The sequence below is a fragment of the Sphingomonas arenae genome, assembly GCF_016924655.1.
In the GTDB taxonomy this organism is placed as follows: Bacteria; Pseudomonadota; Alphaproteobacteria; order Sphingomonadales; family Sphingomonadaceae; genus Sphingomicrobium; species Sphingomicrobium arenae.
In genome coordinates, this window is sequence record NZ_JAFFJU010000002.1 from 76,616 (window position 1) to 93,835 (window position 17,220).

A 17,220-nucleotide genomic window follows, 5' to 3' on the forward strand; every position below is an offset into this window, starting at 1 on the left:
GGGTCCTTTCAAGAGGAACGACGGCTCGCCGCCCACAAGACGGCAAGGAGAGGAGCGGACAGCGCCGCCCAGGAAAGGATGTCGCGCCAGCCGTCGCCGGTCAGGGCGACGACAAGGCCGGCCAGGCTCAGCAGCCCCAGCACGACGGGGATGGCGAACGTCGACCGGATCATTCGGCCGGACTCGGCTGGGGCTCGAACCGCCCGCCGCTGGTGACTTCGGCCAGGCGCAGCGACAAGGGAGCCTGGCGGCGGCCGAGCCACAGATAGACGCCGGAGCCGAGCACCACGATCGTGAACAGGGTCAGCGCGGCCCAGAGCAGCTTCAGCGGCAGGCCGCCGTAATCGCCGAAATGGAGCGGCTGACTGAGTTGCAGCGCTGTCATGCTGATCGGCATGGGCCGCACGTCGGTCAGGCGTCCGGTCTCCGCATCGATCAGCGCCGGCGTCAGCAGCCGCTTGGTCAGCGGCGTGTCGCCCTGGAAGAAGACGGCATAATGGTGGCCCGTGCTGTAGGCCCCGCCGGGAAAAGCGATGAACTGGGGGTCGTTGCCGGGCAGCGCCGCGCGGGCCGAAGCCATTGCCCTGTCGAGCGATCCGTAGCGAGCCGGCGGCAAGGGCGCGGCACCGGCTTCCCGGCCGGTCATCTCCGCCAGGGCGCCGTTCCGCCACTGGTCGACCAACGGCGTCGCCAGCGCATTAATGATCCCGGTGACCCCCACCACCGTCATCCAGGCGAACGCCGCGATGCCCAGAAGATTGTGCCAGTCGAGCCACTTCAGGCGCCGGCTCCGCTCCGTGCGCAGCGTGCCGAAGTCGAGCTTGCGCATGAAAGGGGCGTAGAGCACCACGCCCGACACCAGCGCGGCCACGAACAGCAGCCCCATCGCACCCAGCAACAGCATGCCGGGCAGGCCCAGGAACATGTCGGTGTGCAGCTGGAGGAGTAATTCCATGATCCCCTTCTCTCCCGGCGGCGCGACCAGCCGGCCGTTCGTCCGGTCGAACAGCATCAGCGTCATCTGCGTCTCGGGCGAGTTGGGCGCCGGACCGGTGGTGACGGTCAGCAGTGGACTTTCATTGTCGAACGCCATGTAGAGCGGCACTTCACCCGGCCGCTCGGCAAGCGCCCGCTGCAGCATGGTGTCGAGCGGCAGCAGTCCCGGCGCATCCGATGATGACGCAGGCCCCGCCAATGGCGGCGGACCGCCCGCAAGCTCCTCGACCTCATCATGGAAGATCAGCGGCAGACCGGTGAGGCACAGCATCAGCAGGAACAGCGTGCAGACGAGGCTCGTCCACTTGTGCACCAGATACCATGCCCGAACCGCCGACCGCGTCATGAGGCGCTGCTTAGACGCTATTGCGAAGCATTTGCAATCCGAATCTCGATCTGGTGAAGAACACAGGCCACCGTTGCACAGGTCGGGAGCAGTCCCGGGAACGGGAGCGCAGATGTCCTCAGGAGGAGGATGCGGTGCGCCGCAGCCGGCGCGCGGAGCATTGGCCGGTCAGCGATCCCGCGAGGCGTACGGTCCGAATACGGCGCCGACAAAGCCGCCCGCCGTCTTGGTGCTTAGGATCTTGCCGTCTAGTCCGGTTGCCAGCGGACGCCAGTTGGTGCCGTCGAGGGCGTAATCGAAGTCATATGCGGCCCCACCGGAGCGTATCCGCAAACCCACGGGAGCTCCGGCGAAGTCCTTCAACGGGGCAGAGGCGAGCACGATTCCCTTCGCGGGATCTTTCGGTCCGGCACGGCGCTCCAGGCGCACCTCCGCGCCGCTTGGTCCGCGGGTGACGCTCATGAGGTACCAGTATTCGTCGTTCTGGAGTGCGGCTAATCCGGCTCTCTCACCAAGCTTAGGATTGAAGCGCACGGAAGTTGTTGCGACCGCGTGCATGTGCTGTTGGCGCCGCGCCAGGAAGGAGGGATTGCCAAAATCGCCCAGTCCCGTGGTTCGGGGCTGCAGCCATAGCGCGCCCTTCGCGAGTTCGAACCAGCGCTCCCGTGGATTACGCATCATCATCCAGTGTGGGGGAAGGCTCGGACCGTTGAACTCCTCCCGCTCGCTCATCCGTCGGCCGTTGGACGGCGTTCCTCTCGAGGGCAGTGGAGGCCGCTTCCCCACGTACGGCAGCACCTCCCCGGGGCTGGTGATGCGGGGCCAGCCCTCCTTCCAGCTGACCGGCATCAGGAAGGTCTCCCGGCCAGTATTGTAATAGTCTCCTTCGTACGGCCGGACTGCCAGGAAGGTGGCCCACCACTCGCCATTGGGCAGTTGGACCAAGTCCGCATGACCGGCCGAGGTGATCGGGTCCTTGCGGCCAGGGGGTAGATCGCGCTGCGTCAGGTACGGGTTCTGGTCCCACGGCTCGTAAGGTCCGTCGACCTTGCGGCTGCGCAGCACGACTTGACGATGTCCCTCCGCCGTCCCGCCTTCCGCGGCGCTGAGGTAGTACCAACCGTCCTTCTTGTAGATGTGAGGGCCCTCGATCCAGATCGGCTTGGTCGAGATGTCGATTCCGCCGTCGATGAGCATTGTCCGGGGCCCAAAGCTCGTCCTGGTCGCGGGATCGAACCGCTGGATCCAGATGGCACGGTGCCCCTCGTAGAGCGCGGGACCCTTCGGCGCATCGTTGTTGAGAATCCAGGCCTTGCTGTCGTCATCGAAGAACAGCGAAGGATCGATCCCACCCACTTGGGGCAACCAGACCGGATCGCTCCAGGGGCCAGCCGGATCGGTGGCCGTGATGACGAAATTGCCTCCACAATCGACGCAGGTGTTGGCGATGTAGAAGGTGCCCTGGTGGTGCTCGATGGTCGGCGCGAACACGCCGCGAGATAAGCCCAGACGGCCGAAATCCAGTTGATCCGGTCTGCTGATCGCGTTGCCGATCTGTCGCCAGTTCACGAGGTCCGTGCTGTGGAACACCGGCAGTCCCGGGAACCAGGAGAAGGTGGAGGTAACGAGATAGAAATCGTGCCCGACCCGCGTGATGCTCGGGTCGGGGTAGAAGCCTGTCAGAACCGGGTTCGCATATTCGCCGACTCCGGGCACGGGCAGAGGGTCATCACCCTCATACTCGAACCAGTCGAATACGGCCGCATGATCGAACGACGGCTCTGGGTCACTCGCACCACCGAGCAGAAGGGCAGACGCCAGCAGGACGACGGACGCGAGCGAATTGCGGATGTGGCTTCGGAATGCTGCCATGGATCTTCTTATCCCGCCCGACCTCGCTCCATCGGAACGAAGTCGCCTAGCAGGCATGTGGGTTCGTTCAGGAAGCCCGTTGCACGCGTCTCGACCGGGTCCGCCACGCGGATGCGGTCGCCGCGACAAAGGCGGCCCCCCTCGCCTCCGCTCGCGACGGAAATGGTCGCGCTGCTCCCAAGCCTCGTCAGCCCCGGACACTGGCCTTGCAGCTGGTTCCGGTAATCGACCGGGCCGTTCATCTCGAACCGGACGGAAGATGCATCCACGACGCTGCGCCCTGCGACCTGATTGAGCGAGATGCATCGGACCGCCTGGTTGCCGGCTAGCTGCTCTCCCGCCGGAGCTGGCGCCGGTGCGCATGCCCCAAGAAGGATGCCACTAAGTGCGATGGCCGCTGAACGATGGTCCATGGGGTTCACCTCCTCGAAGGACGAGAACATATCATGCTGTTGCTTGAGTCGTCGCACCGCGGAGTGCCTGCGCGATTGCCTCCCGCAGCGGCTTCGGCCGGAAATCGCTGTCATAAGGGGTGCCGCGCTTGATCGACTTGTCCGCCCGCGGGTCGAAGTCGGTCAGCCAAGTGTAACGATCGACCATTCCCCATGCGAGAATGTCTCGCAGCTGCGGATAAGCGAGCATCACGTCCAGATAGGCGCGCGCATAGTCGGCGACCATCTGGTCACGCACCACGATGTCGTCAGGCGCCTTCTGGTCGTTTACATCGAACTCGGTGATCACGAGCTTGTAGCCCATCCCGACCACCTCATCGAGAAAGCGGCGCCAGGGACCCTCACTTTCCCTGACGATTTCGGCCACGGAGAGCGGCTTCAGCAGCCGGATGTGGGACTGGATGCCTAGTGCATCGACCGGTGTTCCGCGCTTTCGGAAACCCTCGAGCAACTTCAGCACCCCGACGATATGCGTCTCGTCCTCGGTGCCGCGCTCCCAGCTCATATAGTCATTGTAGACCAGCTCCGCATGGGGAGCCTCCGCCTTGGCGGTGTGGAACATGAGGTCCAGGAACCCCTCTCCCCCCAAGGCTCGGGTCACAACCGTGTCGCGGATGGCGCCGGTTTCCGGCTGCACCGCTTCGTTCACCACGTCGTAGGAGTAGACCGCGCGGCCATAGCGCCGGCACACGGTCCGGACATGCTCGGTGAGAAGACGCTCCGCTTCACGAGCCGGCTGAGCACCGAAGTCGAAGCTGCGAAGCCAATCCGGGTACCATTTGTCCGGCGTCCAGAAGAGCGTGTGCCCGCGGAGCGGCAGCCCTCTGGCGCGGGCCTGCTCCACCATTGTGTCGAACTGCTGAAAGGTGAAGGTTCCTGCCGCCGGGCGGGTCCACTGCCACTTGAGCTCGTTTTCCGGAACCAGCAGCCCGCACTCACGGTCGACAATTGCCGCGTAGGCCGGGTTCGCGAGGCTGGCGCGATCCTGCCCGGGCTGACCGTAGGCGTAAGCCGTGCCGAAGCGGCGGCCGGATCGCTGGGCCATTGCGTGCAGCGAAGCGGGGGCGTTCGTCTTGATTGGACCAGGCGTCGCGCAAGCCGTCGCAGCGGTGGCGAGCCCTCCCGCGATCGCCTGCCGTCGCGTCAGTGAGAGTGACTTCGAGCCGTCCGACGGATGGTGAGTCATGCCTGGGCGACTTCCCTCTTGCTTTCGGTTGATAGCGCTAACAGGCTGCGGCGCGCGCAGCAAGGACAGGTGGGTCGAGGACGCGGGATGGCGGGCATGAATTTCGAGATGCGCACACGCCTTCAGGTCTCGCTCGACCATATCGGGTCGGAACGGGAACCGCTGCTGACCATCGACGACGCGCTGAAGCAGCCGGAGGAGTTGGTCGATTATGCGGCGAAGCAGGTCCGGTTCGAACCGGCGTGGGGTCCATCGGGTGGCTATCCAGGGATCCGGGCCCCCGCCCCGCTGAACTATGTCGAACGACTCGTTCGCGGGCTTTCGCCCATGATCGAACGTGCATTCGGTCTGGAACAGGTGAAGCTCAGGAAGGCCGAGTGCAACTTCTCCCTGGTGACCCTTTCTCCGGAGCAGCTGCGCCCGCTGCAGCGAGTTCCGCACTTCGACACGGTGGATCCGCTGCAGTTCGCGATCCTGCACTACCTCTGCCCGCCCGAGATGGGAGGCACCGCGTTCTTCCGGCACAGGGCGACCGGCTTTGAGACCATCACCGCCGAGCGCCTGCCCGCTTTTGAAGCCATTCGCGACGGGGAGCTTCGGCAGACACCGCCGTCCGATTATATCACCGGCGATACGGCGCACTACGAGCGGACCGCGATCGCGGAGGCGCGCTTCAATCGGGTCGTGGTCTACCGCAGCCGCACGCTGCATTCCGGCTGCATCCCTGCCGACATGGGACTAAGCCCCGAGCCGCGTGACGGTCGGCTGACAGCGAACATCTTCCTTAGCTATCGCCAGCTCTGACTTCGGCACCTCGAAAGCAGAACGCCGCCGCTGGGAAGCGACGGCGTTCCGAGTTCACGACGCGAAGACCCGGGTCAGAATGTCACGCGGACGATACCCGAGAACCGTCGATCGTTCATGAACCACGATCGCGGCGCCCGTAGCAATTCGTTGTTGATGACCTGGGACGTCTTGGTCACCTCGTTGGTGAGGTTCACCGCCTGGATTCCGAAGCGGATGTTCTTGTTCAGCGAGTAGAAGATCGAACCATCCAGCTGACCCGTGGGCTCGTTGAGGATCGGCGCGAACGGGACGATCACGTCTCGCGTCGTGAGCAGGAACCGCGACCGCCAGTTGTACGCCAGGCGAATGGAGAGCGGACCCTTTTCGTAGAAGGGCGTGAAGTTGATCGTGTGCTTCGACAGCCCCTGTAGCGGCAGCTTGCTGGTATCGACATTCGCGTTGTTGCCAGCCGCCACATCCGGATCCGTCTCCGACAAGGTGCTCTGCCGAACCCCCTTCGAGTCCACGTAGGTGTAGGTCGCGTTGATGCCGAAGCCCGACAGGAACCCCGGCAGGAAGTCGTAGACCTGCTGGTACGCGATTTCGAACCCGCGCACCTTGCCCACATCGTCGGCATTGACGGGGGTGGTGACAATCGCATCGAAGGTTGCACCGTTGTTCGTAAAGCTCAGGCGCTCCACCCCGTTGGTCAGCACGCCTTTCAGTCGCTTGCGGAACAGTGCGAGGGTGAGTTGCCCGACCCCGTTCTGCTTGAAGTACCATTCGGCCGAAAGATCGATGTTCGTACCTTCGATCGGCTTCAGGTACGGGTTGCCGACCGTTGACCGAGCGACCGGCCGACCACCGCCAACTTCGATGTCTTCCTGGTTGGTGCCGAGAGACAAGTTGTAGAAGTTGCGGGTGAGGCCGAACTCTGGCGGCGTGATGCTCTTCGAGAACGCCGCACGGAACTGCAGTCCACCACCAACCTCAAGCCGCGCGTTGAACGCCGGCAACCAGTAGTCGTAGGTGAGCGACGCCGGCTGATCGATGATCGCGCCGTTGGCGAAGTCGCGAGCCTCCTGCCGCACACTGGCCGGAAGCGAGCAGAATGGCGTCGGCGGCAACGGCTGCCCCGTTACCGGGTCGAGCCGCGGGGTCTCGCACTCGGCGTCCGTATCGAAATCCTGAAGGGTGAAGACCTGGCTGCCTTCGGCCTTACGCTTCGTTCGGCTGTACCGTATCCCGAAGTTGCCCGACAGGCGCTGCCCGCCCGAGAACTCGTGAGCGAAACGTGCCATCAGGTAGATGGACTTGTTCGTCTCATCGACCGGGTTGATCTCTTGAGGCAGGAATTGCGTGCCCTCAACGACCCCGCAGCGTTGCGCGAGTGGACCCCAGTCCGAGTTCGAGGTGAAACATTCGGGGCCGGCGCGCCACTCCGAGTTGACGAGCCTCGCCAGTTCGATGAGGCGGCCGTAATCCTCGACGGGGCTGCCGCTGTAGAACAGACGCGGGTCGCCCTGCTGCGGATCTCCGGCGTCCCCGCGCATGAAGCCAGGGAAGCTGAAGGGATTGGCGAAGCCGGCCGTCGGATTGCCGCCTGACCCGCCCGGAACACCATCGACATTGTCGCTGAGCCAGACCGGGCCACCTCCACCCCAGATTTCGCTGACGACACCCCAGTTGTACGTCGAGAAACGGGCGATATTCTCACGCTTGGCATAGCGCACACCGCCGCGCACCGCGGTCAGCCAGTCCGTGTTGGGAAAGGCGTACTCCGCATCGAGCCGGAGCGCGTTCGACTTGCCTTCGCTGTCCTCGGCGTGATCCATCGCGGAGCGCCAGAAAGTGTTGTACGGATCGCTGAAGCTGTTGTGGCCCTGCCCGAAGTAGCTCGGATCCTGGTCCGAAGCGCCGCCGGCCAGGTCCGTGCACGGGCTGTTCGTGGCAGGCCCTTCGCAGACTTCCGGCGGCAGGAACCGAACGTCGGGGAGATTGTCGCCGTTCATGTCGATCGCGACGTTCTGGAACGTCGACGTCCAGAGTCCCACGTCCAGGTTCTTGCTCGTGCTCTTGACGTGCTGGAAGTCCAGGTTGAACGCGAGCCGGTCGGTCGCGTCCCACTTGAGATTGGCCGAGTAGTCGCTCGTGACGTACTTCTGCTTGACCTGTCGTTTGACGTTGTTGCTCTGCAGACCATAGCGCGGCGTCCGGACATCGCCGTTTGCCGCTCCACCCCATGCCGCTGTGTTGCTCTGGTCGTCACGCCAGCCGGTTGGCCCGGTGATCACGCCATTGTCGAAGACGCCGTCGTCATCGAAGGCGAGCTCAGTCCCCGGGACCGCCCGACTGTCGCCGTTGGAGCTTACGTTGTCGGTCGCGATCTCGATGGCGTGCTCGGTCCAGGACTCCCGGGAGTCGGAACGCAGGAACTGCAGGGTTGCGAGGAGCGACTCATCGTTGCTGCGCCACTGGGCCGCAGCAGAATAGCCATACCGAGTCCGATCGGTGTCCGTGCTCCGCATTGCAGCGCCGCGCGGCAGGTAGACACACGATTCCTGCACGGGATTGGCAGCGGAGCAGGCCGTGCCGCCGACCGGCGTTCCGCTCGTACCCGGGATCACATCCCCGTTCGAGTACAGCGTGCGGACGCCGTAATTGGAGATCTGCAGACCGTCGCTGTGCAGCCTCAGCTTCGACATGGCGAAACTGCCGAGCAGACCGATCTCGCCGATGGGCGTGTCCCAGCGATTGGCGGCCAGAACGGAGATGCTGGGCGACCACTTCTCGCGCATGTCGCCCCAGTTCATCTCGGCCGAGCCGGCCAGCACCCAGCCCTTGCGCGCATTGTCGAACGGAACGCGGGTGCGGAGATTAACGGTGCCCGAGATGCCACCCTCAACCATGTCGGCGGACGGGCTTTTAAAGACGTCCACGCCGCCAAGCAGCTCGGAAGGCACGTCGGAGAAGCTCAAGCCGCGGCCATTATTGGCGCTGAACGTGTCGCGGCCGTTGAGTTCGCTGCGGACGTAGGTCAAGCCGCGAACAACGACGCCGCTGCCTTCCGTGGAGAAGTGGTCCGGATCCCGGCCTGCAGCGAAGCGATCGATTGCGACTCCGGGAATACGTTGTAGCGCCTCCGTGACCGAGCGGTCCGGAAGGGCGCTGATATCCTCCGAGGTGACCGAGTCCTGGAGGACGTCAGACTGCCGCTTCAGGTCCTGGGAGCGCTGCAAGCTGCGGCGGATACCGGTGATGACGATCGAACCGTCGTCGTTGTCGCCGGTCTGCGGATCACGTGAAGAAACGCCTTCCGCACCCGTCGCGGGATCCGTGGTGACTTCCTGAGTTGCAGCCTGATCCTGCGCAAATGCAGGCGTGGAAGATAGCACCGCACAGATTGCGAGTAGCGACGCGCTGCCCCTCGACTCAGCCCAGAACCGACCCATCCGCGCTTCTCCCCCTTCATACTGTTAGCGCTAACAGTTGACCTTGCGCGCTACCCTGTTAGCGGTAACGTAGACCGACAATTCAGCCGTAATCAAGTGGGTAGTGATCTGAATCAATTGTGCGTTGCAGCAACATTGGTGTGGTGCACCGCAGCATGAAGAGAGTTGTCATGGTGAACAACGGCGCCTTTACTTACCGAAACTCCGTGCAACGATAATCGTGATGTCCGGGGGTGTTCGCACTGTTCTGATCGTGGGTGGCGGCACCGCAGGCTGGATGACGGCCGCCGCACTGGCCTGCAAGCTCAAGGGGCTCCCCGTCCGCATCCGCTTGGTCGAATCCGCGGAGATCGGCACGGTTGGGGTTGGCGAAGCCACGGTGCCGCACATTCGCTTCTTCAACGCGACGCTCGGCCTCGACGAGGCGGAGTTCATGCGAGCAACCAAGGCGACGTTCAAGCTCGGTATCGAGTTCCGCAACTGGGGCCGCATCGGCGACAGCTACATCCACCCGTTCGGAAGCTATGGCACCAGCACCGGGGGCGTGAACTTCCTGCAGCTCTGGACTCGCTACAGGCTGAACGGCGGAAGCCTGTCGCTGGAGGAATTCTCGCTGCCCGTGCAGGCCAGCCGGTTGGGCCGCTTCTCCCGCCCATCGGAGGACCTGTCCTCGATCGCCTCCACCTTCTCCTACGCGTACCAGTTCGATGCCTCTCTCTACGCCCGCGTCTTGCGCAGCTACGCGGAGGAGCGTGGTGTCGAGCGATACGAGGGGAAGATCGTCGAGGTGCAGCGACGCTCCGACGATGGGTGGGTTGAACGGGTCGTTCTGGAGGATGGCTCTGCCCTAGAGGCCGACCTGTTCGTCGACTGCTCGGGCTTCCGCAGCCTTCTCGTCGGCCAGACCCTTGGCGCCGCGTTCCAGAGCTGGGCACATTGGCTGCCGTGCGATCGTGCGATCGCCCTCCCCTGCTCCGGCACCGACGAGCTGACACCCTACACTCGGGCGACCGCCTGCGACGCCGGCTGGATCTGGCGCATCCCGCTCCAGCACAGGACTGGCAACGGCCATGTCTATTGCAGCGCGTTCACAGACGATGAAACCGCCGAGCGCACGCTGGTCGAGCAATTGGACGGGGAACCGCTGGCCAGCCCCAACCGGCTCCGCTTCGAAGCGGGCAAGCGGGACCGGCAATGGGTCGCGAACTGTGTTGCGATCGGGCTCTCGGCCGGTTTCCTTGAACCGCTGGAGTCCACCAGCATCCACCTCATCCAGCTCGCCATCGGACGGTTGATCGAGTTCCTTCCACTGCATGGATGGGACCCGGCTGACGCCGCCGAGTACAACCGGCTGATGGATATCGAATACGAACGGATCCGCGACTTCCTGATCCTACATTATTGCGCGACGGACCGGTCCGATTCTCCCTTCTGGGATTATGTGCGTACCATGCCCCTGCCGGACTCGCTGGAAGAGAAGATCGACCTGTTCCGGCATCGGGGAGCAGTGAGCCGGTACCGCGACGGCATGTTCCTGGAGCCCAGCTGGATCGCGGTGTACGTCGGTCAGAACATCCTCCCGCAGGGCTACGACCCCAGGGCAGACAAGCTGTCGGCTTCTGACCTGGAACGGCAGATCGGCCGGGTTGCTGCGGGCTGCCGGTTCGCCGCTCAGGCCATGCCGAGCCATTGGGACTATCTTGCGCAACTGGGGGCCGCAGCATGAGTGCGGCGCGCAAGCTGATCGTCATTGGTGATGGAGTCGCCGGCGCGTTGACGGCCGCCGTCTTGGCGCGGGCGTTGGCCAATACGGGTTTCGAGGTTCACCTGGTCGGCACAGGCGGTGAGGACACCAGTGTCGGGCCGTCAACCATGGTGCTGACCACGCGCCCCGGCATGGCACGTCTTCATCGCATGATCGGCTTGGACGACGAGCGACTGGTACAGTCGGCGGGTGCAAGCTTCACACTCGGGTCGGCCTGGTCGGGCTGGTCCTCCGTCCGGCCCACCTACTTCGTCCCGTTCGGCGGTGCCGGGGCGAAGCTTCACGGCGTTTCCTTCCACCAGCTCGCGGCACGGCTTCGCGCCACCGGCCAGGATCTCCGCTTCGGAGATTATACGGCTGCCCCGATGATGGCGCAAAGTGGACGTTTTGCCCTCCCGCCGGCCGACCCTTCCAACCCGCTTGCTGAGCTTGAGCACGGCCTTCACCTGCCGGCGCGCGAATACCGGGCAGTGCTGCTGCAGCGGGCGACGGCTTTCGGAGCTCAACATTCGCGAACCACCTACGACGGGGTCGAGTTCGCACCGGACGGCAGCATCTCGGTCGTTCGGCTCGCGGACGGTTCGAGACACGATGCTCATCTGGTGGTGGACGCCAGTGGGATCGAGCGTGCGGTCGTTCGCCAGGTTGAGGACATGGAATGGCAGGACTGGTCCGGCCTGCTACCGTGCAACACTTGGGTCGAAACGATGCAGGCCACCAATGCGGCCCCGCCTCTCTACTCCCATGTCGAGGCGCTCCCGACGGGGTGGCGAATGACCGTGCCGACCCAGGGTCGGGCCGTCCAACTATTCGCATCTAGCGGATCAGCCGACCTGGATCCGCGACCCGGATCCACCGTCATGAACGCCGGACGCCTTGCCGAACCTTGGGTCGGCAACTGCGTTGCGATCGGCGCCGCCGCTGCAACACTGGACCCGGTGCATGCGCTTCCCCTGGACCTGGTCCGGTCGGCCCTTGAGCGTTTGCTGCGCTTGTTGCCTGGCACACTCCCGGCAAGTTCCGAAGCGCGGGAGTATAATCGAGAGACAATCGCGGAATTGGATCGAAGCCGTGACCTGGCAATGGTCGCCTACCGGCTCAACGCGCGCTCGGGGGAGAGCTTCTGGGACTCGCGACGAGCGGGCGAGGTGCCGGAAGAGCTCGGCCACAAGCTTGCGCTCTATGAAAGCCGGGGGCGCGTCTCCTTGCTCGATGGCGACTTGCTTGACGAAGACGAATGGGCACTCCTGTTCGATGAGCTTGGCTTGCGGCCCCGGCGCTATGATTCGATTGCCGATGCAATCCCGGTCGAGCACCTGCAACGCCAGTTCGCCCGCATGCGAGAATTGACGATTACAGCGATTCGGCCACTTCCAACCCATGGAGAGTATCTCTCCGCCATTCGGCGAAGTGCTGCGGCGTGAGCGGCGCGGCCCCCCTTAGGAGCATCGTGATCGTCGGAGGCGGCACCGCCGGCTGGATGGCCGCTGCCGCCCTTGCCAGGCTCTGCCGGGCGGGGATCAGCGTCACGCTGGTCGAATCCGACGAAATCGGAACGATCGGCGTTGGCGAAGCGACGATCCCGCCCATCCGCACCTTCAACGCGATGCTGGGTCTCGACGAGAACGAGTTCGTCCGCCGGACCCAGGGCACGTTCAAGCTCGGGATCGAGTTCGTCGACTGGCAGCGACCGGGCACCCGCTACATGCATCCGTTCGGCACTTTTGGCGCCGACCTGGAAGGCGTGAGCTTTCACCAGTTCTGGCTCCAGCACAGCAGCCGAGGCGTTATCCCCGACATCGAGGAGTTCAACCTCTGCGCGGTGGCGGCGCGCCTGGGACGCTTCCAGCGGCCGGCGGCGGACCCCAGGTCCGTGTTGTCCACTTTGAACTACGCGTTCCACTTCGATGCCAACCTTTATGCGGCATATCTTCGCGAGCATGCGGAAGCCCAGGGCGTGGTTCGCCGGGAGGGACGCGTGGCAAACGTGAACCTCAACGGCGAAAGCGGCTTTGTGGAAGCGGTCCACCTCGCCAATGGGGAGCGGATCGAGGGTGATCTCTTCATCGACTGCTCCGGCTTTCGCGGCCTGCTGATCGAGGAGGCACTTGAGACCGGCTATGAGGAGTGGACGCGATGGCTCCCGTGTGATCGGGCGGTTGCGGTCCCCTGTGCAGGTGATGCCGATCCGCTCCCCTTCACGCGTGCCACCGCTCTGGGCGCGGGATGGCAGTGGCGCATCCCGCTACAGCATCGGCTGGGGACCGGGTATGTCTACTCCAGCAGCCACCTTTCCGATGAGCAGGCGAGCGCAACGGCGCTGACATTGCTCGAAGGAGAGCAGCTGGCCGAACCGCGCCTGATCCGCTTCACGACGGGGCGCCGACGCAAGCAATGGAACCGCAACGTGGTTGCGCTGGGGCTGGCCAGCGGCTTCCTGGAGCCGCTGGAGTCCACCAGCATTCACCTTGTCCAAGCCGGCATCTCCAAGCTGCTGGCCATGTTGCCCGACCGTGGCTTCAACCCGGTGCTCGAAGCGGAATACAACCGGCTCACGGCCAGGCAGTTCGAACAGGTGCGGGACTTCATCATCCTGCACTACAAGGCCAACGATCGCCGTGACACCGCATTCTGGCGTGACGCGGCCGCCATGGAGGTCCCGGACAGCTTGGCGACCAAGATGGCCTTGTTCGCGGAGAACGGACGGCTTTTTCGGCACGAAGATGAGCTGTTCAGCGAAGCGAGCTGGCTGGCGGTCTTTCTTGGCCAAGGCATCCAGCCTGAACGGTGGGACCCTCTGGTGGACGCTGCCGGCAACCCGGAGGAAATCCGCCAGACTCTCCTGCGGATGGCAGCGTTCATGCGGCACGCGGCCGAGGCAATGCCCACCCACCGCCAATTCATCGACCAACATTGTCGTGCCGCGCCGGCCCAGCGTGCACGTCCCATCCCGATGAGGAACGCATCATGAGCGACAATCGAATTCGCAGCGTGGTCATAGTCGGCGGCGGAACCGCCGGCTGGATGTCGGCCGCGACCTTGGCCAAAATCCTGACCACCAATTACTGCTCCATCACCCTCATCGAATCTGACGAGATCGGGATCATCGGCGTCGGCGAAGCCACGATCCCGCAGATGGCGACGTTCAACCGCATGCTGGAAATCGACGAGGACGACTTCGTCCGTCGAACCAAGGGCACCTTCAAGCTCGGCATCCAGTTTCGCAACTGGGGTCGTGAGGGCCATACCTACTTCCACCCGTTCGGAAGCTACGGCCTCAACATGCAAGGCGTTTCGTTCCACTCGCACTGGCTGCGCCTGCACCAACTCGGCGAGGCGCCGCGGCTGGACGAATGGTCGCTGCCCGCGCTGGCCGGCGAGCGCGGCAAGTTCATGCGCCCGTTCGACAACGGCAACTCGCCGCTGTCGAGCATCGCCTACGCCTATCACTTCGATGCCGGCCTTTATGCGCGCTACCTTCGTGAATATTCCGAAAGCCGGGGCGTGGTACGGCAGGAAGGCAAGATCGTCGACGTCACCCTTCGCGGCGAGGACGGCTTCATCGAATCCGTCACGCTGCAGGACGGGCGCAAGATCGAGGGCGACCTGTTCATCGATTGCTCGGGCTTCCGCGGCCTGCTGATCGAGCAGGCGTTGAAGAGCGGCTACGAGGACTGGTCGCACTACCTGCCCTGCAATCGGGCCATCGCCGTTCCCTGCGAAAGCACGGAAGAGATCACGCCCTATACCCGCTCCACAGCGCACACGGCGGGCTGGCAATGGCGCATTCCGCTGCAGCACCGCATCGGCAACGGCCATGTCTTCTGTAGCGATTTCATGAGCGATGACGAGGCGACCGATATCCTCATGAAGAACCTGGACGGCAAACCGCTCGCAGACCCCCGGATCGTGCCGTTCAAGACGGGGCGACGCCGCCAGACCTGGGTCAAGAACTGCGTCTCGCTTGGCTTGGCGGCCGGCTTCCTCGAGCCGCTGGAATCGACGAGCATCTGGCTGGTCCAGAGCGGCCTGTCGCGCCTGATGACCATGTTTCCGGATCGCACCTTCCAGCAAGCCGACATCGATCGCTACAACCGCATCGTCGCGAACGAGTACGAGATCGTGCGCGAGTTCCTGGTGCTCCATTACAACGCCACTGAGCGGGACGACTCCGAATTCTGGAACTACTGCCGGAACATGGAAGTCCCCGAACGGCTGGCCGAGAAGATCCGGGTGTTCCAGGCCTACGGCCGGACCTTCCGCGAGAATGATGAGCTGTTCAACGACACGAGCTGGTTCGCGGTCATGATCGGGCAGCTGATGAAGGCCCGCACGTACGATCCGGTCGCGGACATCATGCCGCTCGAGGAAACGCGGGCTCGCCTGAAACATATCGCCGAGGCCGTGCACAACAGTGCCGAGTACATGCCCACCCACAAGCAGTTCATTCTCGACAACTGCGCCGCGCCCGAGCTCGTGCAAGCGACCGCGGCTCGCGCTGCCTGAAAGATCACCGAAGGAACCTGACGATGAAGAGCTTGGTGCTGCTGACGACGGCTGCGGTGCTGGCGGCCTCGGTGCCGGCTGCCGCACAGGATGCGCCCGTTCGGCTGAACCAGCTGGGCATTCTCGTGGACGGGCCAAAGCGTGCCGTTCTAGCGAACAACTCGAAGCGGCCGCTGCCCTGGTCCCTCATCGATGAGCAGGGCCGGGTCGTGGCATCCGGTCGAACAAGCGTGTTCGGCCCGGATCGCTGGTCAGGCGAACACGTCCATCAAGTCGACTTCAGTGGATACAAAGGCTCGGCGAAGTCGCTTACCCTGAAGGTCGGCGACGACAGCAGCCGACCCTTCAGCGTCGCGCCGCGCATCTACGATCGCTTGCCGTACGATGCGCTTGCCTACTTCTACCACAACCGCGCCGGCACCCCGATCGACGCGAGCCTGGTCGGCGAACGCTGGGCACGGCCGGCGGGACACGCCACCGAGCGGGCCACCTGCGTTTCGGGTGCAGACAGCAAGGGCAACTTATGGCCCGGTTGCCCGTACACGCTGGAGCTTGGCGGCGGCTGGTACGATGCGGGCGACCACGGCAAGTATGTCGTGAACGGCGGCATCGCGCTGTGGACCCTGCTCAATCTCTACGAGCGCCTGAGTGCGTCCAACTCCCGCCTGTTCGCGGACGGTAACGCGACCGTTCCCGAGCGCGGCAACGGCGTTTCCGACCTGCTCGACGAGGCACGTTGGCAGACCGAGTTCATGCTCAAGATGCAGGTGCCTGAAGGGACTCGCCTGCGCCTTCCGGTAGGGGCCAAGCAGACCACGCCCGGGCTGACCTTCACTGACATTGATGCGTCCGGCATGGTTCACCACAAGGTGGCGGACGAGAAGTGGACGCCCCTACCGCAGCGACCCCACGAGGTACGCGAGCGGCGCGTGCTGTTTCCGCCGACGACGGCGGCGACTCTCAATCTCGCAGCGACGACTGCGCAATGCGCGCGAATCTGGCGCACCATCGACCCGGCCTTCTCGGATCGCTGCCTGCGCGCGGCCGAGCGCGCCTGGGCGGCTGCCGAGCGGAACCCGGAGGTCTACGCGCTGGCCGACTTCACGGGCAGTGGCGCCTATGGCGACGACCAGCTCGGCGACGAATTCTACTGGGCGGCCGCCGAGCTTTTTGCCTCAACCGGCAAGCCGGCCTACCGCGCTGCCGTCGAGCGCTCCCCGGCGTTTCGGGCGCCCGTTCAGGGGGAGCCGAGTTGGCCAGGCACCGCGCCGCTCGGCACCATCACGCTTGCAACCGTTCCGAATGCACTCCCGCCTTTGGAGGTCGAGCGCCTTCGCGGTCAGATCCGCGCGGCTGCCGATCGCTTCCTGGCCGAGCGCAAGCAGGTCGGCTACGCCCTGCCGTTCGCGCCGGCCTCAGGGTGGACGTGGGGTTCGACCAGCAACATCCTGAACCGTTCGATGATCATGGCGCTGGCGTATGATTTCACGCGCGACAGCCGTTACCGCGACGGCGTGATCGACGGCATGGACTTCATCCTCGGCCGCAACCCGCTCGATCGTTCCTTCGTGTCCGGTTACGGCGTCCGCCCGATGCAGAATCCGCACCACCGCTTCTGGGCGCACTCGCTCGACAAGGCTTTGCCACCGCCACCGCCCGGGGCGATCTCCGGCGGACCGAACAGCACCAACATGAGCGACGATGTCGCCAGCAAGTTGAAGGGCACCTGCGCCCCGCAGAAATGCTGGGCGGACGACATCCATGCCTTCAGCCTCAATGAGGTCGCCATCAACTGGAACGCGCCGCTGGTGTGGGTGTCGGCTTGGCTGGCCGAGCACCAGCAGGATCGGTAAGGCTCC

Annotated in this window: 12 protein-coding genes; 6 read left to right on the forward strand and 6 right to left on the reverse strand. The window is 64.4% G+C overall.

The window, feature by feature from the left end:
• Positions 1-8 precede the first annotated feature (8 nt).
• From JT720_RS06560 to JT720_RS06580, 5 genes are all read right to left on the reverse strand, one after another.
• Complete coding sequence (locus tag JT720_RS06560) at positions 9-173, reverse strand: hypothetical protein (protein WP_205480314.1); 165 nt, start codon at positions 171-173, stop codon at positions 9-11.
• Positions 170-1,342: a PepSY-associated TM helix domain-containing protein gene (locus tag JT720_RS06565; RefSeq protein WP_205480315.1), complete on the reverse strand. Its 1,173-nt coding sequence runs from the start codon at positions 1,340-1,342 to the stop codon at positions 170-172. The genes JT720_RS06560 and JT720_RS06565 overlap by 4 nt, the downstream gene beginning before the upstream one ends.
• A gap of 168 nt (positions 1,343-1,510) precedes the next feature.
• On the reverse strand, positions 1,511-3,214 hold the full coding sequence (locus tag JT720_RS06570) for a glycoside hydrolase family 43 protein (RefSeq protein ID WP_205480316.1): 1,704 nt from the start codon (positions 3,212-3,214) through the stop codon (positions 1,511-1,513).
• An 8-nt stretch (positions 3,215-3,222) separates the two neighbouring features.
• Complete coding sequence (locus tag JT720_RS06575) at positions 3,223-3,627, reverse strand: hypothetical protein (protein WP_205480317.1); 405 nt, start codon at positions 3,625-3,627, stop codon at positions 3,223-3,225.
• A 31-nt stretch (positions 3,628-3,658) separates the two neighbouring features.
• On the reverse strand, positions 3,659-4,852 hold the full coding sequence (locus JT720_RS06580; RefSeq protein WP_205480318.1) for an endo-1,4-beta-xylanase: 1,194 nt from the start codon (positions 4,850-4,852) through the stop codon (positions 3,659-3,661).
• Between the two features lie 108 nt (positions 4,853-4,960).
• Here JT720_RS06580 and JT720_RS06585 point away from each other — a divergent pair, with 108 nt between their 5' ends.
• A complete protein-coding gene (locus JT720_RS06585; protein ID WP_205480319.1) occupies positions 4,961-5,656 on the forward strand; it encodes a DUF6445 family protein in 696 nt (231 codons plus the stop codon).
• A 74-nt stretch (positions 5,657-5,730) separates the two neighbouring features.
• Here the strand turns inward: JT720_RS06585 and JT720_RS06590 are convergent, their stop codons facing one another.
• Positions 5,731-9,033: a TonB-dependent receptor gene (locus JT720_RS06590; RefSeq protein WP_205480320.1), complete on the reverse strand. Its 3,303-nt coding sequence runs from the start codon at positions 9,031-9,033 to the stop codon at positions 5,731-5,733.
• Between the two features lie 280 nt (positions 9,034-9,313).
• On the opposite strand from JT720_RS06590, the gene JT720_RS06595 reads away from it, so the two are divergent.
• Genes JT720_RS06595 through JT720_RS06615 form a run of 5 tightly spaced genes read left to right on the forward strand, consistent with a single transcriptional unit; the run spans position 9,314 to position 17,214 of the window.
• Entirely contained in the window at positions 9,314-10,816 is a 1,503-nt protein-coding gene (locus tag JT720_RS06595; protein WP_205480321.1) for a tryptophan halogenase family protein, read from the forward strand.
• Positions 10,813-12,279, forward strand: coding sequence for a tryptophan 7-halogenase (locus JT720_RS06600; RefSeq protein WP_205480323.1), 1,467 nt, complete (start codon positions 10,813-10,815; stop codon positions 12,277-12,279). The genes JT720_RS06595 and JT720_RS06600 overlap by 4 nt, the downstream gene beginning before the upstream one ends.
• A gap of 26 nt (positions 12,280-12,305) precedes the next feature.
• Positions 12,306-13,826, forward strand: coding sequence for a tryptophan halogenase family protein (locus JT720_RS06605; protein ID WP_336511959.1), 1,521 nt, complete (start codon positions 12,306-12,308; stop codon positions 13,824-13,826).
• A complete protein-coding gene (locus JT720_RS06610; RefSeq protein ID WP_205480326.1) occupies positions 13,823-15,361 on the forward strand; it encodes a tryptophan halogenase family protein in 1,539 nt (512 codons plus the stop codon). The genes JT720_RS06605 and JT720_RS06610 overlap by 4 nt, the downstream gene beginning before the upstream one ends.
• A gap of 23 nt (positions 15,362-15,384) precedes the next feature.
• Complete coding sequence (locus tag JT720_RS06615) at positions 15,385-17,214, forward strand: glycoside hydrolase family 9 protein (protein WP_205480327.1); 1,830 nt, start codon at positions 15,385-15,387, stop codon at positions 17,212-17,214.
• The last annotated feature ends 6 nt before the right edge of the window (positions 17,215-17,220 follow it).

What these genes read in the sequence shown, in the direction of transcription:
- JT720_RS06560 (WP_205480314.1), bottom strand. Translation starts at nt 173, where the DNA reads ATGATCCGGTCGACGTTCGCCATCCCCGTCGTGCTGGGGCTGCTGAGC.
- JT720_RS06565 (WP_205480315.1), bottom strand. Translation starts at nt 1,342, where the DNA reads ATGACGCGGTCGGCGGTTCGGGCATGGTATCTGGTGCACAAGTGGACG.
- JT720_RS06570 (WP_205480316.1), bottom strand. Translation starts at nt 3,214, where the DNA reads ATGGCAGCATTCCGAAGCCACATCCGCAATTCGCTCGCGTCCGTCGTC.
- JT720_RS06575 (WP_205480317.1), bottom strand. Translation starts at nt 3,627, where the DNA reads ATGGACCATCGTTCAGCGGCCATCGCACTTAGTGGCATCCTTCTTGGG.
- JT720_RS06580 (WP_205480318.1), bottom strand. Translation starts at nt 4,852, where the DNA reads ATGACTCACCATCCGTCGGACGGCTCGAAGTCACTCTCACTGACGCGA.
- JT720_RS06585 (WP_205480319.1), top strand. Translation starts at nt 4,961, where the DNA reads ATGCGCACACGCCTTCAGGTCTCGCTCGACCATATCGGGTCGGAACGG.
- JT720_RS06595 (WP_205480321.1), top strand. Translation starts at nt 9,314, where the DNA reads ATGTCCGGGGGTGTTCGCACTGTTCTGATCGTGGGTGGCGGCACCGCA.
- JT720_RS06600 (WP_205480323.1), top strand. Translation starts at nt 10,813, where the DNA reads ATGAGTGCGGCGCGCAAGCTGATCGTCATTGGTGATGGAGTCGCCGGC.
- JT720_RS06610 (WP_205480326.1), top strand. Translation starts at nt 13,823, where the DNA reads ATGAGCGACAATCGAATTCGCAGCGTGGTCATAGTCGGCGGCGGAACC.
- JT720_RS06615 (WP_205480327.1), top strand. Translation starts at nt 15,385, where the DNA reads ATGAAGAGCTTGGTGCTGCTGACGACGGCTGCGGTGCTGGCGGCCTCG.